Source organism: Legionella pelazae, from assembly GCF_052527395.1.
Window position 1 is genome coordinate 98,901 of record NZ_JBNVZS010000008.1, and the last position, 21,662, is coordinate 120,562.

Genomic DNA, 21,662 nt, shown 5'->3' on the forward strand with positions numbered 1-21,662 from the left:
CTATCACATTGCTCGCTGCAAATATAGTTTGAAATACACCCAAGCTTTGTCCCTTTTTTTGATTGCTACTTTGCTCATAACAGAGAAGTTGAGCTGTAGGAATAAAGAGCATTTCGCCAGTTGTCCAAATAATGCAAGAAAAAATAGCCATAAAAAATAGTAAAGAATAACTTAAAACCAGCATTCCCAAGCCCATCAATAAAGCTCCAAATCCTATTACTAATAATTTATTCTGCTTACCTGCTATCGTGGTTAATGGAGCTTGAAAAAAGACAATCAAGAGTGTATCTAAAATAAATAAAATGCTTACAGCATTTACTCCTAAATCTGGAAATGACTCCTGAATTTATAGAGGGTAAGTAACGCTTAGCTGCGCAATAATTAGTCCAACAAAGAAAACACATGAAATAACCAACAATAAGATTAGTTGAGATGCATTGGTATATATATCATAGTGCTTTTCTTTGATTGGTAATGGTATATGAATGCCTGTATTGTTTTGGAATAAAAGATAAAGCGCAGAGCACAAAAGCAGTAAACCTGATAAATAAAAAATTGACTAAAATCCATAAGTCGTCATGCTAGCTATGAGGACACCGGATAACCCTAATCCAAAATTAGCTGCAACATGGGAAATGCTAATTGTTTTATAACGTAAATTTGTATCATGCTTACACATGCTAAGCATCCAAACATTATTAGATGTTTTAAATCCATAGGCTGCAAATCCAAGTAAAAATAAATTAGCCATTAACACAGGGACCGATTCCAGATAAGTTAAGAGAAAAAATGCAGCAGATTGGATTAAAAGACTAAGGATTGAAATAGACTTAGGGAGAAACTTATCTGATAATTTACCAGCAATAAGTCCACCAAACACGGTACCTAAACCGTAACAAGAAAGCAATAATCCTGCTATAGATGGTGTAAAATGCCGAATAGTAACAAAGTAAAGCGATAGAAAAAAACAAATACCTATCGTAAACATATTGATAAAAAGTAACATAATACCTTGCCAGCAAAGCTTAGGTAATCCTTTATAGTTTGCTGTATATTTTCTAGCAAAGATTATTAAATAATCCGTCATTTTTATTTTAATCCTAATGTGCTTAATATTGTCTGATTGCAAGAAGCTTTTTTTACAGGCGGAACATATAAAGTTGAAAGAGCTGATAGTTGAATATCAGGTAAATACTGTAACTGTGACCGAATTATTTTAAACTCAAAGCCAGGATGCTGTGCTGCTTCATAGATAATAATTTTATCTTCAAGTTGATAAAAATGCTTTAAATAATCTAATAAAAGCAAAATACCTGTTTTTTTATTATTTGTTGATTCGTGATCAATAATAACTACTGCATTAATTTGCCACAAAATTGAATGAGATGAAGCATCAAACTGCCGCCGATGAACTAAAAAGTCTGTTGCCTCAAATGATTGACACCCCAAAGAACCAGGATCTATTAATAGGTCAGCAAAAAGACAAGCTTCAGCAGATATGGCAGGTAAAATTTTTGCGAAATAACCCTTTTTTTGTTCTTGTTTAACGGCCTCCAGACCGGGCTTAGAAAAAACACTTGGATGACCATATAAGGCAAAACATACATGCTTTTTTTGATAGAGATGCTCTAAAATATAATTAGTAATATGCTTATAGGCTTCTATGCGAAGAGAACAGGAACTATATAGAAAATCCAATGATTTTATATTTTAATTTTGTTTTTGTATCCACGACTTCAGAACTGGATCATTTACCAAATAAAGAACAATATCAGACTGTTGTATATAAGCAATTGCCTCTGTAGTTAAATGAGCAAAAAACTTAATTCCACATCCAACAACAATTAGTGAAAATTTATCTGAGTTTATTTTCATGTCGATCACAACAACATTATGAAAATCTAGAGCTCAAAAATTGTGGTTCGATCAGCGGGCTTCCCCTTTTCATTGAAAAGAGCTTTTAGAGATGAAGCATCATTATTTTCAAATATTTGCTGTAGCTCAATAGATTCTTCTTTTAATAGCTCATTAAAATTTACTCTATGGTGAACTGTCCTAGCCAATTGCTCAAAAATCTTTACGATACTCATACAGCAAGTCCTTCATTGATTAAGATTTGATTCTACCATAGGGTTATGGTTGTTTAAATATGCTCAATTATACTCCTTTCATGATGTTATCAAGTCACGTACTTGAACGATTAACAGCGTATGTTTAACAGTAACGAATAATAAAGCGTATTATCTAGAAGTGTCATTACTGGATTGTGAGTAGTTCCACTCAATCGCAACCTTCTCAAATGATCTAATTCTATAATTAAATCAGTTAAAGGTGATTCAAAAGTAGGAAGTACAAGTTCTAAGTCATAGTGCTTGAATTTTGCCGCAGAATTTCAAAAACCTTTTTTTAATAATTAACATTATAGCACACTAAGAATTAACAAATATAATAGAAAAAACCTTATAAATTAAATAAATAAATGAAATTTTTTTTACTTAACATTTAACATTTGCATTATTAAAGAATTAACAATTCATATAAAAGCAATATCAGATCTTAACAATCTATTGTGGATTTAACTTAAAAAAATCACTCACAAATATATTCCTGATAAAAGTTATTTCCAAATTTCATGTCTGCCTTTATTAATGACTTAACTATTTGAATATGCTGTCGATGGGTAATTGTTGGAAAGTCTGCCAGTGCATTCCCTTGGGTTTATCTCCCTCCATTTCAAATACACAAGGATTCCAACCTAATTTTTTTCTTGATTTTCTTTGCCTGCTTAATACCTCTATCATAATCAGCCTCTCGCTGACTGGTGTATGCTAAATGATGACAGTGGCGACAAGCATAGATACTTTCAGAATAAATTGCAACGCATCTCTGGCAATGTTGAGCTGGGCATATAAGTTACCAATTCATCTGGACAATACCTCATTTTCATTAGCAATTATTGGCCCAATTTATACTAATTGCTGGCCGAGTGTTTTTTGATTACGAGCTGCCATATTTACCCTCATTAAGATGAAGATGCTATTTCTTTTAAGAAAGACTGTAAGTTTTTTTCACTAAGACTCCCTATTTTACTATCAGGTTCCTCTTCTTTTTGCTTTTTAAAGAAATTGTTTAACCCACCAATGATTGTATTACTGGCAGAAAATAACTTATCGATAAAACTAAAATCCATTTCCATTTCAAAACATTTTAGAATGTTAATATCATTAAAGTCTTTAACAATCATTTGAGAAAAACAAAAAAGCATGTAATTTAAAACAGTCTCATCCTGTTCCCTTTGATTCATCTTTTTAAAATCAAGATCATTTTCTAACTTTTTCCAAGTATAAAAATTAATACTACGTCCATGATTTGGATCATAAAAATAAGCGGTTTTTCTCTTTGGATCATAACGTAAATAGATAGCATGTCCCCACGATTCTTGATCTGAGTATTGAGTTCCATCTTTTTTAAGTGGGTGATGCTCAATAGATATTTTTACAATGCCATAATTTTTTAATTTGGACTTTTGTTGCAGATTAACAGCTTGAGAAAGTACCTGATAGAGGGAGTCAGAGCTAAATGCGGGTTCATCTGCAAAATGCAATTCTTTATATAGTACTTGAATTTTCTTAAGATGAAGACGTTTCGAGACTGCTTGTGATAAATCATCGTTAGTTTTCTCCCTTACACCTAATTGATATAAAGCTTGATTGAAGCGATCTTGTTGTGATATCTTCACCTCCGCTTTCCATTGAGAATTGGAGAGTGCTTGATTCCTACGTAAGCTAACCATTTCTCGAGTAATTAATCGATAGGTATTTGCTTGGCAAACCCCGTCTCCTAATATCTCACTATCCCCGCCAAATCCTTGAATACTTTCATACTGAATTGGATCTCCCCACTTATTAAAAAACTCTATATCTTTTTTCACATCATTTAACAGCATTGCTTCAATTTTATTGGAAGACCGATCATTGAGAGGGGAGATAATCTCTTTTATTTTGTCATACTGGTTGATTAACCCGCTCAGACTATCTTTATTGTCTTTAATTTTTTGATCTATAGAGCGATGGAGAGAACGCAGCGCTTTACTTTTTGATCTTTTCAAAGAGATATCAATGTGCTGAGGAATACTTTCATACGACTCATTCAGTTCCTTTTTACATTTCTCATATACTTGTTCTAACAAATTAGTTGCTGTTGCGATGATTTCTTGTCTTGCTTTAGTTATTATATGAATCACAGGGGTTAAAGAAGACTCACCACCGGCCACAATAATCTTTTCTCTCAATGCCATGAGTTCAATCTGATGTTGCAGCTCTTTCAATGTAGGAATCTCATTTTCTGCCTGACCATTCAGAACTGCATTTTGTATCACATGCTTGATTTTTTGCTGCACAAGCTCTTTATTCGCCTTAATTTTGCTAGAGTCTAAGGCAAATGAGGAAAAAACAGCCCCTTCGTGAGGATTTTGGAGGAATTTTTCAGGATGTGTAATTTGCTGATGTACAAATGCTCGCTTTAACACGAGAGAAAAATCTTCAAAATATTCTTTAGGTAACCGAGTTAACGCCTGCTTAAGTTTAGGGAACATTTTAGTTACCACGTCCTCTTGAACTGTAATCTCCCCTCGTTCAAGCTTCACACTTAATTTAGCCATTTCCATATAGTATTCTTGTGTTGTCATTTTCCCCTGAGCATAGGCGATGATTCGAAGCTTATCAGATTCGGTCATCATCCGAGCACTATCGCGAATGTCAGTTCCGATCACACTCCAATCGCTAATCATTTTTTCAGCTATTTCTTTACTGGTACTACGTTCCAAACGATCATAAAGGTCTATAAGCGCTGCACGATTACAGGCTGAACGAACACTCACCATAAATTGAGCCAGTGCCTGAATATTCTTAGAGTGATCCACTAATGTGGACTTATCTGGCATATGCTCAATAACATGTTGAATATCACGAACTATTACAGGAGCTAACGTGGCTACATTGTTAACTCGTTCGTCATTAAGCATTTGGGTTACTATCTGTAAGGGGTTTGTATTAACCAATGAGAGAGACTCGATAACGTTGTCTTCGGCTGCAACTTTTTTCAATTCCTCCGATAGAATTTGAATAAATTCTTCATTATTAGCTAGTTTGGGGGTTAATATCGAATGGGTTCGCTGCATTGCAACTTCAAAACCTGTTGATGAACCTTTCCAATCTTTCTTTTTTTCTTCAATCATTCTGCTTCGCTGTTGCCAAAAAAGAGATATTTTTTCCATAAATTCATTTATCTCAGACATTAAGCGTAATGGTGGGGCGTTGTCCTCAAGGCATTTGGAGGTAGGCCAGTGAATTGTATACAAATGTTCAAACGGTATGCCAGAGCAACGTTCTGCACATTCTTTTTTCAGCTCATCAAGGATGGAACTATTTATTATTATTGTTAACTCATTAATTGCTCTTTGGTGTATTTGTTGCCAATATTCAAAACTATTAGGGTTAATAACAAGTTGCATATCATCTGGAAATAGCCCGTTTTCCCTTATCATCTTTTTAACAGCAGAAATGTTAATAACATTGCAGTTATTGGGGTTATTACTTAAGTTGAAGCTGTCCAAAAGGCTAACAAGAAAAGTATCTAAGTTTGACTTCATTAAATAGAGAGCATCTAAAGCCAATAATTCTTGCTTAAATTGCTCCAGATTAATGGCCAGCTGCATTTTATATTCACTCAAACTTGGAAGGGTATCTTGATTCTGAGCATAAAAATAGCGTGCTGTTTTCTGAAAAAGCCAATTTCTTAGAACTTCGATGTTAAATGCTCTTAATTGCTCTTCATTTACTTTTTGAGGCCAATCGCCATTCTTTTTCCAATAGTCACTGGTATTAAAATAATCACATAATTGTTTCAGAGAAATCACTTCCTCTAATGATTCTAATGAAGAGGGAACTGCACTCATCATCCATGCCATCTTATCGTCACATTGAAATTTTATTTCTTTTACATACTTTGAGAAACGATTGCCTTCAAGGGTATAATTATCATCCTCTGAGGTAACTGTAAGATATTTCTCTTCAGGTGGAAGTGAAATGAAATCTGAATTAACTTGGTTTGGAAAATCATAATAATAAATATATCGTCCAGCGAGGATAGAAGTGGGCATGACAAATTTTAACAAAATATAAACAATTTGCGCATTATATAGATTTCTTAATATTATACAACGTATAATGAACTAATTTTTTATAATATGTTGAGAAAATGACCTTATCACCGTGAGAAATGGATTAAGTTAAATAGAGCAATATCATAGATACAAAATAAAATAATAAAACTAAATTACCGAACAAGTAAAATGAAAAAGTATTATAGAGAGGACAATTGAGACCTCAACTTCCCATTTTCAACACTAATATTGGAAAATAAACTAAACAAAAGATCATTTAAGTGTAAATTGGTCAATTTTAAAATTAATTATCAAGAAGAAGACAGATAATTTTACAAAACTAAATTTCGCAATGTTATTGAATATAAAAAAAAAATTATGCATAAATGTCTATATCAAGGAAGAAACAATCAGCGGAATGAGTCGTTTAAATTCTATGGAAGTCAATATGGTGGGGCGGCGACTACTTAATTTAGATTATAACTTATTGTTTATTATTATACTTTTTATTTAGCTTTTTTAAGTTATCCTCAAAGTTGCCCTTATATCTAGTATCTAAATTATGATTTAACACAGAAACGCATTTTATCCTCTCATAGACATTTTTATTTTGAAATAAATAGTTTGTAGTTTGCAATTCGCAAAGGGCAAACTGATATACACAATGCAAAAAAAAGTTTTATAAGGCTCAATGACGATAAGGATATAGTGGTACCTTTGACAATGGTAGCAAATAAAATTCCTAAAAATTTCCAAAGAAGATGAGCTTTAATTATTTCAAGAAAATTACCAATAAAAGAGGCAATGTCGAGAGCCCTTTTTCTGCGCCAAGTTTTAATATCAATTTTTCGCTTTCCTTAAATTATATCTTTTAAGTTGGTGCGCCAACGACTGCTTTCCAGCCAAGCTATGATCCTGATTTTACCGAAATCGCTTGGAAAACTTATATTTTTCTAAATTAATAAAATTTTACGCGAAATATAAAGACTTATCCGATAAAATTTTTATATTAAACAAATGAAACCTTTAAATTAAATTACTGATACTTTGGAAGTTCTAAGGTCTTTTTAATAATAATCAAAATTTATTTAATTCTTATGATGGATGCTAATCAAGAATATGATCATATTCCTGATTAACTCTTGCACTAGTATTACAAATATTGAAAGAAAAGTAGTAATTAAGTTTCAGACAATTCGATATTCAAGTATTTATTTTCAAACTTATCTTCTTTCATGCCCGTTGTTCTTGCTGCAGCAGTCACCTCACCCCAATTAATAAAATAATTATCAAAATATTCTATTGGGTAACTACTATACTCTAGCACCTCTTCTCGAGATGGAATATGTCCAATTTTCTCACAAATTTGCTTAATTTCTAATTGTAGTACTTTTTTACTCACCTTATAAGCTTGTTTTTCTAATCTTTCTACTCTACTGTTTTTCGCTTTAGGTGTTCCATCGTTTTTCCTGAAAGGATCTATGCCTTGTACTAACTCTTGATGACGGTTTAGAGCAATTTGGTGATAATACTCAGAAAGCTCTATACCAATAAAACGCCTATGCAATTGGGCTGATGTTAAAGTAGTTGTTCCTGCTCCATTAAATGGATCTAAAACAATTTCATTTTCATTTGTGAAGAAAGATATAAGTCGGCGCATTAAAGCTGGAGGTAATTGGCAAGGATGATCCACTCGTCTACTATTATGTTTTAATCTATGAATATCCCACCAAATATTTGTAGCAGTTTGAGTATCGTCTATTTCTTGTCTTCTTCTTTTAATACAACTGGGACGATTACAGTAATTTTCTTTAACTGTAGTAAGAGCATCTAATTCTATTGGAGAGTGATTTTTACGAAGAAAACCCGGCTGATTTCTTGGTGCTCCCTTCGAGAAACATAAAATAGAATAGTGAGCAGGCATTATCATTCTTACTGGTAAACTTAAGCCTTCCCAAACAATCCAATCTTGAAAATCTAGAATGCTTGATAAATATTTATAATGACGGACACACCATTGTGGAATATTAAGAATTGCTAATGTACAACCAGGCTTTAAAACTCTTGCAAGCTCACATAACCATTTATCGCACCATTCAAAATAATCTATTATATCTATTCCATCATTCCAATTTTCATATTTTTTCTGAATGTTATAGGGAGGGTCTGCAAAGCAAAAATCTATACTATTTGAAGGTAAACTTTGTAGCGACTCAAGACAATCCATATTTAACAAAAGAGAATCAAATTCTAATGTTTCTACCTTCAAATTCTTATATTGTTTATATTTGGGCTTCGCATTATTTTTGGGATAATTTAATCTCCAATCAAAATAATTTATAGCATTAAATTCTTCTAAGCCAAATAAATCAGACAAACGATTAATAATCTGTTCAGGCTCCTTCTCAAAATCTATAGAGATATCACGCCAAACATCTGACATAAGTGTTCCATACTGGTGGTATAGATGTTTCTTTCCGCCATAGTCTTTTGTGGTTTTATCGCAGGCAGGGCAATAAGTATAACTAATTCTTGTTTTGGTATGAATTAAAGCTTTGTCATGTTTTGATAGTATAATTAAGGCAGCATTAGATTGATCAAAGCTCGTTAATACTCTTTCAGCATTAGAAAGTTTTATTGAAATCCAAAGTTTCAAATGAATTTTTTCTGGTAATTGTGATAAAAAATCAACGGCAAAAAACGAAGAAGTTAATACAGCAATAATTGATTGCTCATTCGTATGGGCAAGCAAATCATTTAAAGCCATATAAAGAGATTCTTTATTGGAAATTTCGTTAAGGTTATTATAATAAGGTAGATATATAAATTCGACATTAGGCCCTTCATGGGAAGGATACTCTAAGCCATCTCCCTTCTTTATGATTTGCAAAGGTGAGCTATGCTCACTTAAATGTGCCATTTTAGATTACCTCGTCAATTGATAAAAGAAAATCACAAAGACCATCTAACTCATCATCTCTAAGCGTCCCTGTAAAATCGCTAAATTCGATAATCGATTTTAGGGCAGATGCTCTTTCAAAGTTTCCAGCGCCATCTATTATATATGCTATTTTATGACCTGCATTATGAAGATTTATCTGCCGAGCCCTTGCTTGCCCTGCTTTTCTTTCAATCACACTATTGGTAGTTACCTGAAAACTAACTTCAATTGCACAATAATTTTTTTTCGGAGATTCTGCAACAATATCACAAGCCATTAAAGTACGAGCATTTTGAGAAATTCCAGGAATTGTTTTTTTCCCAAAATTCCAATTAGGAAGTTTATTTTGAAGGTATTCAATTACATAGGCCTGAGCAAGATTACCTAAAGCATTTGCTGTGGCCCCTCCCGTAATTCTACTTACCCATATATATCGTTGCTTAACAAAGTCCTCTAATTTTTCATTTTCTCCTATTAGAGTTCCAATAATACACTTATCTAATACTTCTTGAGGTAAATTAGCATTTATTGTTAAGCCTCCAAAAAGTATAAGATTGATTACATCTTCAACTGCAGGTGTAACAGCATGTTCAAGTAATAAACCTACACCATCTACCTTTAATGCTGTATTACTCCAAGTCTTTGAGCTATTTAGGGATTTAAATAGGTATTCATAATTCGTACCATTCCAAGTAAATTTCATTATTTGCCCAGGGAGGTAGAAGAGCAGCTCTTTTTTTAACCGCATTAGCTTTTCTCCACCAAGATCAGCCAAGACCATTAAATGTTTCAGAAATAAATTAGCATGCATAATTTTTGACAAAGTTATCGCTTGCTTCCATGCAAAGGGATCTTTATCAGCAAGATTTAATAAGCTAATAAATTTGTCCTGAGTTTCAATAAGGGCAGGTATAATACTCGAGCTTTTCTCTTTTTCGGAAAGTTTAATAGGCCAAAATTTTAATGCTTTGCTTTCGAGATCTTCTAATGTTCTATTCATAAATATTCTATACTTAGATTTTTGGATTAATTTACTTCCCATACTACAAGATATAGTCATTCATAATTTTTATGAACAAAGTGTGCTTTATGCATGGATTAAACAAAAAAGACATACTAACAGACAATATTGATTCTAATTTTTATCCCTTATTAAAACAAGAATTCGAAAATTAATACATCAAAGCTGGCAAGACCTGTATTCGTTAATTATTCATGCTGTTTCATTTATTATGCAATATAGCTTTAAATAATTTGTTTAGACTTCGATATTTAACAGCATTTGCCAAAACCTACAAGTAATACACTAGTAATTTAAATTTTCAGGAGGATATTTTGTCTGTTTTTATTTCATCCAAATAGTTCGGCCAAGCCTGCATCATTTTCTTACGGTCACTTAAATGTGCTGTACGATTATAAGCTCGCCCATTAGGATCACGTACTGCATGGGCTAATTGATGTTCAATAATATTTGGTCGAAACCCAAGCACTTCATCAAGAATAGTCCTAGCCATTGCTCGAAAACCATGGGTTGTCATTTCTTCTTTATGAATGCCCATACGACGCATAGCTGCTAGAATCGCATTATCACTCATGGGACGATTTTATCCCGAGCACTTGGGAAAACATATTTATCACGGCCAGTCTGTAAAGCTCTTTTAGTATGTATAAGGCTTGCTGAGAGAGGGGACAATATGAGCAGTATCAGTTTTTGTAACAATATAACGCCATTCTGCAGTGTCAAGATCGATATGATCCCACTCTGCCTTACGAAGTTCTCCTGGGCGAGCAAATACTAATGGTGCTAAGCGTAAGGCACATTTTACTATTAATGTCCCCTCGTAATCATCCAAAGCTCTTAGTAGCCTAGCCACATCTTTGGGTTCAGTAAACAGCTGCAAAATGTGTTTCTTTCACTGGTGTTAATGCGCCTCGCAAATCTTGGGAAGGATCACGCACAGCCTGACCTGTTGCAATAGCATAATGGAATACTTGCCCACAATTGCTTAATGCACGGTGAGCCGTTTCTATTGCTCCTCGACTTTCTATTCGGCGAACCACCGTTAAAAGCGTAGGTGCATTAATGTCTGCAACTGGATTATTACCGATCCATGGAAAAACGTCTCGCTCCAACCTCCTAATAATTTTACTTCCGTGACTTTCTGTCCATTGGGAGGAATATTTTAAAAACCATTCTCTAGTTACCACTTCAAAACTGTTTGCAGCATTTTCAATTCTTGCTGCCTTCTTGGCTTTGCGATGCTCACTAGGATCAATATCATTTGCAACCATCTTACGGCATTCATCCCTTCTATCGCGCGCCTCTTTTAAACTAATATCAGGATAAGTACCTAAAAATTCGTTTATCTTTACCTTCGAAGCGATACCTGAAACGCCGCCACTTACCGCCAGAAGGGGCAACTTCTAAATATAAGCCTCGCTCATCCACCATTTTATAGATTTTTTCTGCAATCTTGGCACTATGAATGGATACATCAGTTAAGGGCATGTGGGCAATTCATTACTACTACAAGACATCCGTTGTCCGTGATCTTGCCCACAGTTGCCCAAGGCTGTCAATAGATTTGTTAGGATGATATGAGATATGATTTAGTGGAAAATCCTTTATTTACAAGGAATTTTAGGACTTCACTGGATGTTACTGAATCTTTAATTGGTGGAGGCGGCGGGAATTGAACCCGCGTCCGCAAATCCTCTGCCCTTAGATCTACATGCTTAGCCTTGTCTTTTAGTATTCGCTGTGTCCTCTCCGACAGGCAGGATTTAACACAGCTAGTCTCTTAATTTCACCTTTATAGCCGAGACAACTATAGAAGCTAGCTTATCTTCTATGACCGTTGATTCGATACCGATAAGCGAGCTCGGTCAACGGGGCGCTGGTTTTATGGCAGCGCACGGTGCGGTTACACTATCAATGCTTACGCAGCGATAGCTTCACCTGCAAAGTTTTCATCGTTTGCATTTATATTTAAGTGAGATTGATTTACGAGAGTTCTCTCAAGTTCTCGGCATGCACCTTAGGTTTCGCAACCCGCGTCGAAGCCAAGTCGCCCCCCTTTTAGGAACACTTTAAGTATATCATATTTTTTAAATATTGCAGGCTTTAAATGATCATTTAGCCTGACTACAGTCACTTATTTTTAACCTACTCACTAAATTTTTTACAACTTAGACTAATTTATTCCATTATGACGCAATAGAGCATCAATTGCGGCAGGTCGGCCCCTAAAACTTATAAAGGCATCTTTCGCTTTTTTTGAACCACCTACTTCTAAAATTGAATGGAGAAAATCTCGGCCAGTCTTAGGATTGAAAATTCCTTCTTCCTCAAAGCGTGCAAATGCATCACTTGAGAGGACTTCAGCCCATTTATAACTGTAATAACCCGCTGCATAACCGCCAGCAAAAATATGAGAAAAACTATGCTGAAAACGATTATATTTAGCGATTGGAACGACTGTTGTTTGGCTGCGAACTTGATTTAAAATTGTTTGTACAAATTGCTTCTGCTCTGCATTAAATTCTTGATGAATACGAAAATCGAATAAAGAAAATTCTAATTGACGCATCATAGCCATAGCAGACTGAAAATTTTTAGCAGCAATCAATTTTTGATATAAGCTATCAGGTAAGGGTTCGCCTGTTTCAACATGCTCAGCCAATAATTCAAGGGCGCTTTTTTCCCAGCACCAATTCTCAAAAAACTGACTGGGAAGTTCAACAGCGTCCCATTCTACACCATGAATTCCTGAAACATCCAAGTAGTCAACTTGCGTTAAAACATGATGTAGACAATGACCAAGCTCATGAAACAAGGTAGAAAGCTCATCATGGGATAAAGTTGCCATTTTATTAGCACCTGGCTTAGCAAAATTACAAGTTAAAGTTGCTATGGGTGGCTGGATGTGTCTACCATTAACACGTCGTCTGCTTTGTAATGAATCCATCCAAGCGCCGCCCCGCTTATTTTGCCTAGCGAATAAATCCATATAAATAAAACCGCGTTCGATATTATGTTCATCAATTAAACGATAACAGGTAACATCTTGATGCCATGTATCAACGTTAGGTACTATTTCTAATCGAATGCCATATAAACGTTCAATAATTGTAAATAGCCCTGCCATGACCTTATTTAATGGAAAATAGGGCCGTAAATCCTCCTGGGATAAATCATAATACTTATGACGCATTTTCTCAGATAAATACGCAATATCCCATGGCTCTACTTTTTCTAATTGATATTCTGATTGGGCAAATTGCTTTAGACTTTCTATATCTTTTTTAGCCTGGGAGTGAGCTCGCTCTGCTAAATCAAGGAGAAAATGGCTAACTTCACTGGTTGATGAAGCCATTTTAGTTGCTAAAGATAATTCAGCATAATTAGCAAAACCTAATAATTTAGCTTTCTCATGGCGTAGGGCAAGTATTTCATCAATAATGGGACCATTATCAAATTGGCCAGCATAAGGGCCTTGCTCGGAAGCTCGTGTAACATACGCTTGATAAAACATTTCCCGCAAAGCTCGATCATCAGCATAAGTGATTACTGCTAAATAGCTTGGAAATTCCAAATTTAGAATCCAACCTTCTAAGCCTTTTTCAGCCGCTAGCTCTTTAGCCGTCTGCAAAGCATGCTGAGGCAAACCTTTTAGCCTACTCTCATCAGTAAGATGAAGGCTAAATGCTTGAGTTGCATCAAGAACATGATTTTCGAACTGATTTGATAATTCGGAAAGCCTTGTTTGGATAGCTTCAAAACGAACTTTATTTTCTTTCGATAATGCTACCCCGGAAAGTTCAAAATCTTTCAGTGTATCTGCTACTATTTTTTGCTCAATGACATTTAAATCTTCTGCATCAATAGATTCGATAGCTTTATATAAAGCGTCATTATGACCGATGGCAGCTTCATAGGCTGATAATTTTGGTAAACATGCTTGGTAACAATCGCGCAGCGCTTTAGAATTAACTACTGCATGCAAGTGCGACATAGGTGACCAAAAACGTTCTAGAAAATCTTCCATCTCTTCAAGCGGCTGCATTAAACTATGCCAGGTGAAAGGCTGTCTTTGTTTAAGCAATTCAGCAATCTTTTGTAAATTTTCTTGCAATAAAGTATCAAGTTGCTCAACAAAAGTATCTGGCTTAACTTGACTAAATTTAGGCAACGCAGTCTGTGACATAATTTTCTCGGCAAAAAGAAAAATTGTAGCATTAAGTTAAGAATCACTCTATGCTTACCATTGATTCAATTCTACTGATGAATTTAATGGCTCTAAATCTCCGCTAGATTTTTGTAAGCCTTGCTTAGTTGCAAAAAAGCTATTCGAGGTTAAAGGCGACGGTAAATTTAATAACTTCTCAACTTTCTCGACTGGCCTTTTCTTCTCAATATTTTGCCAAGCTAGATAACCAGCAACTGTTATCGATACGATAAGCAAAGCACTAATGAAGGGAACCAGGGGCGAGGCAACAAAAATAGGTATTGTTATTGAAGCAGCAAGCAATAACGCTGTTGTATTACATACACCGAATAGTAGTCTTTTATATTCATAATTTAATTGCGTATTTAGATGTTGTTGATACTCATAAATTTCAATTAGCTCCTGCGTATCGCCTTGGCCTTTCATACTATCTGCTAACTGATTATATTCTTCTTTTAAAGCGTGTAGACGCTTAATTTCAATCATTGCTCTTATGCTTGCTAAAAGAACATCGTAACCAAAAAGAGCAACATTAACGTAAACACTAAAGGGCGCTAACGGCCCAAGCAAAATAAAACAATTTAAAATGCCGCCGGTCATCCAAGCAACATCATTACCAATCTCAGGCCATCGGCGCTGTAACTGAGCATTTAAACGGGTAGTCAAACCTATATTTCTCTCATCTTTTCCCATCCAAAAGCCAGGAATTAAGTGCTTGAACAATAAAAACAGGTTAGTAGATAAGCGCGGGATAAAAAATAACCATCCCAAATAAGAAACAACAGGATTAGCATATTTATCCAATGCGGCAACAAAAAGGCAAAACTTTTCTAAATCTTTAGCCAAGGGCACGCAGGTATTTAACACGCGCTTGCTACGAATTAAGAAAAGACGCAGCCAATTAATTTGGGCAATATTAGTTCGAATTTTTTGCGTAAAATTATTAGAAGGTTCGATATTAAAAATATTAGCTGATGGAAATTTGACGTCTGTGTGGATTAGTAATTGCCTATATATCTCTTGTTCTTTCTGCAAGCGAATAACTTCACGCGGTACTACGAGATAATTTTGATATAAATGAGCTAATAACTCAGCCATCATAAGCGCTGTTATGAGCTCTATTTTTAACTGTTCAGAATCATAATTTTTACGCGTATAATTATGCACCAGTTGCGTACAGAGTACATTATATTCAAGATTAAGTAAGTTATGCTGTTTAATTAAAGGAAGAAAAAATTCAATTTTTTTATTGTTTAGCTGTTCACTGAATTGCCATAATCGCTTATCTTTCAAAGGTATAATTTTTATTGTCTCTTGTAGGCGGCGCATTACAGCAGTCATATTTTATCCTAAAAGTTGCTCTTATTTATTTTAATGCTAAATTGTTACCAACTTTGTCAACAAAATCAACAATAGACACTTATTTAAACAATCTTGATCATTTTTAATAAATACCAGCGATCTTAATAGTTAAATAAAATTCAATCCCGAGCTTTTTACGATCAGTTAGACTATAATATTTACTGTTGTATTATCTTGCTGAATCACAACTTCTGAGCGACAATAGCCATCTCGATGTTAAGCTAAGAGAGTAAATGAGTTCTACAAACGAATTAGCGAACGCAATTCGCGTTTTAAGTATTGATGCTGTTGAACAAGCCCAATCAGGTCATCCGGGTATGCCTTTAGGTATGGCAGATATTGCTACCGTTTTGTGGCAAAAATTTTTAAAGCATAGCCCAAGTAATCCTCATTGGTTTGACCGCGATCGATTTGTTCTATCAAATGGTCATGGCTCTATGCTGCTTTATTCTTTATTGCATTTAACCGGATATAATTTATCTATTGATGATTTAAAAAACTTCAGACAACTGCACTCGAAAACACCTGGCCATCCTGAACATGCAGATACGCCTGGTGTTGAAACAACCACCGGCCCTCTTGCCCAGGGTTTAGCCAATGCAGTAGGTATGGCAATTGCTGAGAAGACTTTAGCCCATCAATTTAATTTACCAAACCTAGAAATTGTTAACCATTTTACTTATGTCTTTGTCGGCGATGGTTGTTTAATGGAAGGTTTATCACATGAAGTTTGCTCGCTAGCGGGTACTTTAAAATTAGGAAAGTTAATTGTCTTTTATGATGACAATGGTATTTCTATTGATGGTAAAGTGGATGCTTGGTTTACTGATGATACCGCGACTCGATTTAAGGCTTATCATTGGCATGTTATTGAAGAGGTTGATGGTCATAATCCAGAAGCGATTGAAGAAGCAATTAAACAAGCACAGGCTCAAACAGATAAGCCAAGTTTAATTATTTGCAAAACAATTATTGGCTTTGGATCGCCTGTTGCAGGCAGTGAAAAATGTCATGGTTCACCGCTAGGCAATACCAATATTGAGCAAGTAAGATTAAAGTTGGGTTGGTCTCATGAGCCTTTTACCATTCCTGACTCAATTTATAGCCAGTGGAATCATGTCGAGCAAGGGAAGCGCGATGAAAATGATTGGTTGAAATTGTGTCATCAATATCAGCAAAAAAATAAAGCACAATATCATGAATTTTTACGACGCATCAATGGTGACTTACCGGATAACTGGAACACCTTAGGAAAAGAATTTGTTAATGAGTGTTGTTTGCAAACTAAGGCAATAGCAACACGTAAAAGTTCACAAGCCTGTATTGAATATTATGCAAAAATGTTGCCTGAAATGTTAGGCGGCTCTGCAGATTTAACCAGCTCAAATAATACGAACTGGTCGGGCAGTAAACCTCTGACAGCCAAAGATTGCTCTGGAAATTACATCTATTATGGTGTACGAGAATTTGGTATGGCTGCTATTATGAATGGCTTAGCCTTACATGGGGGCTTTATCCCCTATGGGGGAACATTTCTAGTCTTTGCAGATTATGCACGTAATGCCATTCGCTTAAGTGCCTTAATGAAGCAACGTGTTATTTATGTTTTTACTCATGACTCAATTGGTCTTGGCGAAGATGGGCCGACTCATCAACCAGTTGAACATGCTGCTATGTTAAGAATGACACCTAATATGCATGTCTGGCGACCAGCTGACTCGACAGAAACTGCCGTTGCTTGGTATCAGGCCCTAACTCATCATACAGGTCCTTCTTCTTTATTATTATCACGGCAAAATTTACCTGCTCTAATTCATCAAGACAATGCCTTTGAAGCTATTAGCCGAGGTGGATACACCGTTATTGATTGCGAAAATGAGCCAGAAGTTATCCTGATAGCAACAGGATCTGAGGTTCATTTAGCCATTACTGCAGCAAAACAGTTAAATGAGGAACAAGGTAAAAAGATACGTGTCGTTTCTATGCCATGTTGTGAACTGTTCATTGCTCAGGACAAAGCGTATCAGGAGTCTGTTTTACCTAATAAAATACGCAAACGTATTGCCATTGAAGCAGCCGCAACTAATTATTGGTATCGTTTTGTAGGCTTAGATGGCGCGGTTATTGGCTTAGATCGCTTTGGTGTGTCTGCACCAGCTAGTGAGGCTTACGTTTATTTAAAAATTACAGTAGAGCACTTAATTGATGTTATTAATAACTTTTAATTGATTCATAATGAATCTTTCATTCTGGAGAAAAGTATGGCGCTGAGAGTTGCAATTAATGGTTATGGGCGGATCGGTCGTTGTATTTTACGGGCAATTTATGAGTATAATCGACAAGATGAATTTGAAATTGTTGCTATAAATGATTTATCTAGCCTAGAAGCGAATGCCCATTTAACCCGTTATGACACCACGCATGGCCGCTTTAGTCATGAAATTACTGTTAAAGAAGATAGTTTTGTTATTAATGGTCATGCGATTCGTGTTTTCGCTGAACGCGATCCGAAAGCATTGCCTTGGCAGGAATTAGATGTTGATGTTGTTTTAGAATGCACTGGTTTATTCACCAATCGCGAAAAGGCAATGCAACACATTGATGCGGGTGCCAAAAGGGTATTAATTTCAGCGCCTGGTAAAGATGTAGACGCAACTATTGTCTATGGTGTAAATCATCAGAGCTTAAGTGCAAGTGATATTATTGTCTCTAATGCATCTTGTACCACAAACTGCCTTGCACCAGTCGTTAAGGCTTTACATGAAGCGATAGGAATTGAACATGGTTTAGTCAACACTGTACACGCCTACACGAATGATCAAATGTTACTTGATGGCAGTCACAGTGACTTAAGACGCGCCCGTGCTGCTGCGCACTCAATTATTCCTACTAAAACAGGGGCAGCGTCTGCTGTTGGACTCGTGTTACCTGAATTAAATGGTAAACTAGATGGTTTTGCTATGCGTATACCAACGTTAAATGTGTCTGTTATCGATTTAACGTTTACAGCTACACGTGAAACAAATGCCTCAGAAATCAATGATATTATGCGTCGTGCTAAGAGTAATATTTTACATATTAATGAGGATCCTTTAGTTTCTTGTGATTTTAACCATTGTCCTGCATCCGCTATTTTTGATACAACCGAAACAAAAGTTTTGGGCAATTTAGTTAAAGTGGTTGCTTGGTATGACAATGAATGGGGTTTCTCTAATCGTATGCTCGATACTGCTAGTTGTATGATGAGTCGTTAAGGGATTTTAGTCATGAATTTGCTTAAAATGAGTGAATTAGATTTACGTGATAAACGTGTCTTAATTCGCGAAGATTTAAATGTGCCTATTAAAGATGGAATAATTACCAGCGATCAGCGATTGCAAGCAGCTATACCAACTTTACAGCAAGCGCTTGAAGCTGGGGCTGCAGTGATTGTTCTATCACATTTAGGCCGGCCTGAAGAAGGAAAATTTGAAAGGCGTTTCTCGCTTGAGCCCGTTGCTAATTACCTAGCGGGGCAATTACATTATCCAGTGCGCTTTGAGGCAAATTATTTAGAAGGTGTATCTGTTAAACCAGGAGAAGTAGTTGTTTGTGAAAATGTACGGTTTAATCCTGGTGAGAAAAAGAATGATGAGCAGTTAGCGAGAAAATTAGCTGCTTTATGTGATATTTTTATTATGGATGCATTTGGTACAGCTCATCGTGCCCAAGCTTCCACCTATGGTGTTGCAAGATTTGCTCCAATCGCAGCTGCAGGCCCTCTACTAATACGTGAACTAGAAGCAGTTGAAACGGTAATGAAAGCACCGGAAAAACCTATTGTTGCTATTGTAGGCGGTGCAAAGGTGTCCACTAAATTATCATTGCTTAATCACTTAGCAGAAATAGTTGATTACCTTATACCCGGTGGGGGTATCGCCAATACCTTTTTAAGAGCGCAAGGTTTTGAGATAGGTTTATCACTTAGTGAAGATGACTTACTCGATGAAGCACGAGCAATCTTAGAATCAGCTACCAAAAATAATTGTAAAATTCTCCTACCTTCAGATGTTGTAGTTGGTAAATCATTTAATGAAAACTGCCCTGCTTTTAATAAGTCTCTTACAAATGTTGCTAGTGACGACATGATTATGGATGTTGGCCCAGATACCGTCAGTAGATACCTAGATATTATTGATAAGGCTAAAACTATTATTTGGAATGGACCTGTTGGTGTCTTTGAATTTGCTCAATTTTCCTATGGGACTAGAGCAGTAGCAATTGCTATTGCAGACAGTGACGCTTTTTCAGTTGCTGGTGGCGGTGATACGTTAGCAGCCATTGATCAATACAATTTAACCGAACAAATATCATACATTTCTACAGGCGGCGGCGCATTCCTTGAATGTTTAGAGGGAAAAGTCTTGCCGGCTGTGGCTATCTTGGAAGAACGCGCCCATGCTACATCGAAGAACTAAAATTGTTGCTACCCTTGGCCCTGCTTGCAGCTCACCAGAAACTTTAAAAGCTATTTTAGCTGCTGGTGTTGATGTATTGCGAGTTAATTTCTCCCATGCAGATCAATCTATACTTAAAACAATTGCAACAGCCAGAATGATTGCCCAGGAATTAAATCGACCGCTTGCAGTTATGGCTGACTTGCAAGGACCAAAACTACGAATTGGTAAATTTCAAGAAGGTCAAATTAATCTTATTCCTAACCAGGAATTTATTCTTGATTGTGCCACTAAAGAATTAGGAAACAACACCTTTGTAGGCGTAACTTACTCTGCATTATGTCAAGAGGTGTCACCTGGAGATACTTTATTACTAAATGATGGACTTATTGAATTAACCGTTACCAAAATTGAGAAATCACGTATTTTTTGTAGGGTTATTGAAGGAGGCATTTTAAAAAATAATAAAGGTTTAAATCGCAAAGGGGGTGGATTAGCTGCGCGTGCTTTAACAGAAAAAGATAAAGAAGACATGCGTACAGCTGTTGAAATTTCAGTTGATTACTTAACGCTATCCTTTGTGCAAGACGGGAAAGATATTCTAGAAGCACGTCAACTGTTAGCTAACTTAAATACACCTAACATCCCTATTATTGCAAAAATAGAGCGAACGGAAGCACTAGAGAATCTAGCAGAAATTATTAATGTTGCTGATGCTGTGATGGTAGCTCGTGGTGATTTAGGTGTCGAAATAGGTGAAGCAGAAGTTCCTGCTATTCAGAAGAAAATTATTGAACAAGCAAGACGATTGGATAAAGTCGTTATCACTGCGACACAAATGATGGAGTCTATGATTTATCAGCCACAACCAACTCGGGCTGAAGTATCTGATGTAGCAAATGCCATTCTTGACGGCACTGATGCAGTTATGTTGTCAGCTGAAACGGCCACAGGCCAATATCCCGTTAAAGTTATTGAAATGGTTAATAAGATTTGTTTAAGTGCTGAAAAGCATGCTGCTTTTCTATATAACAAACCTGAGAAAGACACGTGCCATTATGATCGTGCTGATCAAGCTATTGCGATGGCAACGATGTATACAGCCAATCACTTTCCTATTAAAGCTATTGTTGCATTAACCGAATCAGGTGCGAGTGCAACTTGGATGTCGCGGCATCAAAGTAAAGTACCTATTTATGCAATTAGCGCAAACCCTAGGACAGTCAATAAACTCAGTTTAGTAAATAATATTTTTCCTATTCTATATGATTTTCATCCTTTACAAGTGGAGCTTATAAAAAAGGCCATCATTCACCACTTAATTAGCCTACAGTTGTTGCAAGTTGGTTCTTTTGTTTTATTAACTCGTGGCCAAATTATAGGTGAACCTGGTGGAACAAATTGTATGGAAATTATCCAGGTTTCAGGGTAAGCAGAACAACTTATAAGTCTACTTTAATATAAAAATATAAACGTATAAAATCCTGTGCTAAATGCAGGGTTTTATACAACCTTTAACCAATGAGTGGCTT

The 21,662-nt window shown here is 35.7% G+C and carries 16 protein-coding genes and 1 other RNA gene; 4 read left to right on the forward strand and 13 right to left on the reverse strand.

The genetic code is table 11. The features are described from left to right. Positions 1-559 precede the first annotated feature (559 nt). From ACQUW5_RS09705 to ACQUW5_RS09765, 13 genes are all read right to left on the reverse strand, one after another. Positions 560-1,087, reverse strand: a complete 528-nt coding sequence (locus ACQUW5_RS09705; RefSeq protein ID WP_444991046.1) for an MFS transporter — start codon at positions 1,085-1,087, stop codon at positions 560-562. Between the two features lie 2 nt (positions 1,088-1,089). Next, entirely contained in the window at positions 1,090-1,698 is a 609-nt protein-coding gene (locus ACQUW5_RS09710; RefSeq protein ID WP_444991047.1) for an SAM-dependent methyltransferase, read from the reverse strand. 203 nt (positions 1,699-1,901) lie between these two features. Then, positions 1,902-2,090: a hypothetical protein gene (locus ACQUW5_RS09715; protein ID WP_444991048.1), complete on the reverse strand. Its 189-nt coding sequence runs from the start codon at positions 2,088-2,090 to the stop codon at positions 1,902-1,904. 932 nt (positions 2,091-3,022) lie between these two features. Beyond that, entirely contained in the window at positions 3,023-6,160 is a 3,138-nt protein-coding gene (locus ACQUW5_RS09720; protein ID WP_444991049.1) for a hypothetical protein, read from the reverse strand. Between the two features lie 1,183 nt (positions 6,161-7,343). Continuing rightward, on the reverse strand, positions 7,344-9,083 hold the full coding sequence (locus tag ACQUW5_RS09725; protein WP_444991050.1) for a DNA-methyltransferase: 1,740 nt from the start codon (positions 9,081-9,083) through the stop codon (positions 7,344-7,346). Position 9,084: 1 nt separating this feature from the next. After that, positions 9,085-10,104, reverse strand: a complete 1,020-nt coding sequence (locus tag ACQUW5_RS09730; protein WP_444991051.1) for a hypothetical protein — start codon at positions 10,102-10,104, stop codon at positions 9,085-9,087. A 322-nt stretch (positions 10,105-10,426) separates the two neighbouring features. Continuing rightward, positions 10,427-10,699 carry a tyrosine-type recombinase/integrase gene (locus ACQUW5_RS09735; protein ID WP_444991052.1) on the reverse strand — a complete coding sequence of 91 codons (273 nt, stop codon included), beginning with the start codon at positions 10,697-10,699 and terminating at the stop codon, positions 10,427-10,429. A 63-nt stretch (positions 10,700-10,762) separates the two neighbouring features. Continuing rightward, positions 10,763-10,957, reverse strand: coding sequence for a hypothetical protein (locus tag ACQUW5_RS09740; protein ID WP_444991053.1), 195 nt, complete (start codon positions 10,955-10,957; stop codon positions 10,763-10,765). A gap of 31 nt (positions 10,958-10,988) precedes the next feature. Continuing rightward, positions 10,989-11,525, reverse strand: a complete 537-nt coding sequence (locus ACQUW5_RS09745) for a tyrosine-type recombinase/integrase (protein WP_444991054.1) — start codon at positions 11,523-11,525, stop codon at positions 10,989-10,991. Continuing rightward, positions 11,443-11,613: an Arm DNA-binding domain-containing protein gene (locus ACQUW5_RS09750; protein WP_444991055.1), complete on the reverse strand. Its 171-nt coding sequence runs from the start codon at positions 11,611-11,613 to the stop codon at positions 11,443-11,445. Before ACQUW5_RS09750 ends, ACQUW5_RS09745 begins: the two co-directional genes overlap by 83 nt. 166 nt (positions 11,614-11,779) lie before the next feature. Beyond that, positions 11,780-12,180, reverse strand: a transfer-messenger RNA (tmRNA) gene (gene ssrA / locus ACQUW5_RS09755). A gap of 118 nt (positions 12,181-12,298) precedes the next feature. After that, the gene (locus tag ACQUW5_RS09760; RefSeq protein ID WP_444991056.1) at positions 12,299-14,311 is read right to left on the reverse strand and encodes a M3 family metallopeptidase; all 2,013 of its coding nucleotides are present in this window, start codon (positions 14,309-14,311) and stop codon (positions 12,299-12,301) included. Positions 14,312-14,365: 54 nt separating this feature from the next. Beyond that, the gene (locus ACQUW5_RS09765) at positions 14,366-15,673 is read right to left on the reverse strand and encodes a hypothetical protein (RefSeq protein ID WP_444991057.1); all 1,308 of its coding nucleotides are present in this window, start codon (positions 15,671-15,673) and stop codon (positions 14,366-14,368) included. 254 nt (positions 15,674-15,927) lie between these two features. On the opposite strand from ACQUW5_RS09765, the gene tkt reads away from it, so the two are divergent. The 4 genes from tkt to pyk are packed head-to-tail and all read left to right on the forward strand — an operon-like array spanning position 15,928 to position 21,562. Beyond that, positions 15,928-17,919: a transketolase gene (tkt, locus tag ACQUW5_RS09770; protein WP_444991058.1), complete on the forward strand. Its 1,992-nt coding sequence runs from the start codon at positions 15,928-15,930 to the stop codon at positions 17,917-17,919. A gap of 36 nt (positions 17,920-17,955) precedes the next feature. Continuing rightward, complete coding sequence (gap, locus tag ACQUW5_RS09775) at positions 17,956-18,948, forward strand: type I glyceraldehyde-3-phosphate dehydrogenase (RefSeq protein WP_444991059.1); 993 nt, start codon at positions 17,956-17,958, stop codon at positions 18,946-18,948. A 12-nt stretch (positions 18,949-18,960) separates the two neighbouring features. Next, positions 18,961-20,151 carry a phosphoglycerate kinase gene (locus ACQUW5_RS09780; RefSeq protein WP_444991060.1) on the forward strand — a complete coding sequence of 397 codons (1,191 nt, stop codon included), beginning with the start codon at positions 18,961-18,963 and terminating at the stop codon, positions 20,149-20,151. Continuing rightward, positions 20,132-21,562 (forward strand): pyruvate kinase, encoded by a 1,431-nt coding sequence (gene pyk, locus ACQUW5_RS09785; RefSeq protein WP_444991061.1) that lies wholly within the window; start codon positions 20,132-20,134, stop codon positions 21,560-21,562. The genes ACQUW5_RS09780 and pyk overlap by 20 nt, the downstream gene beginning before the upstream one ends. Positions 21,563-21,662 lie beyond the last annotated feature (100 nt).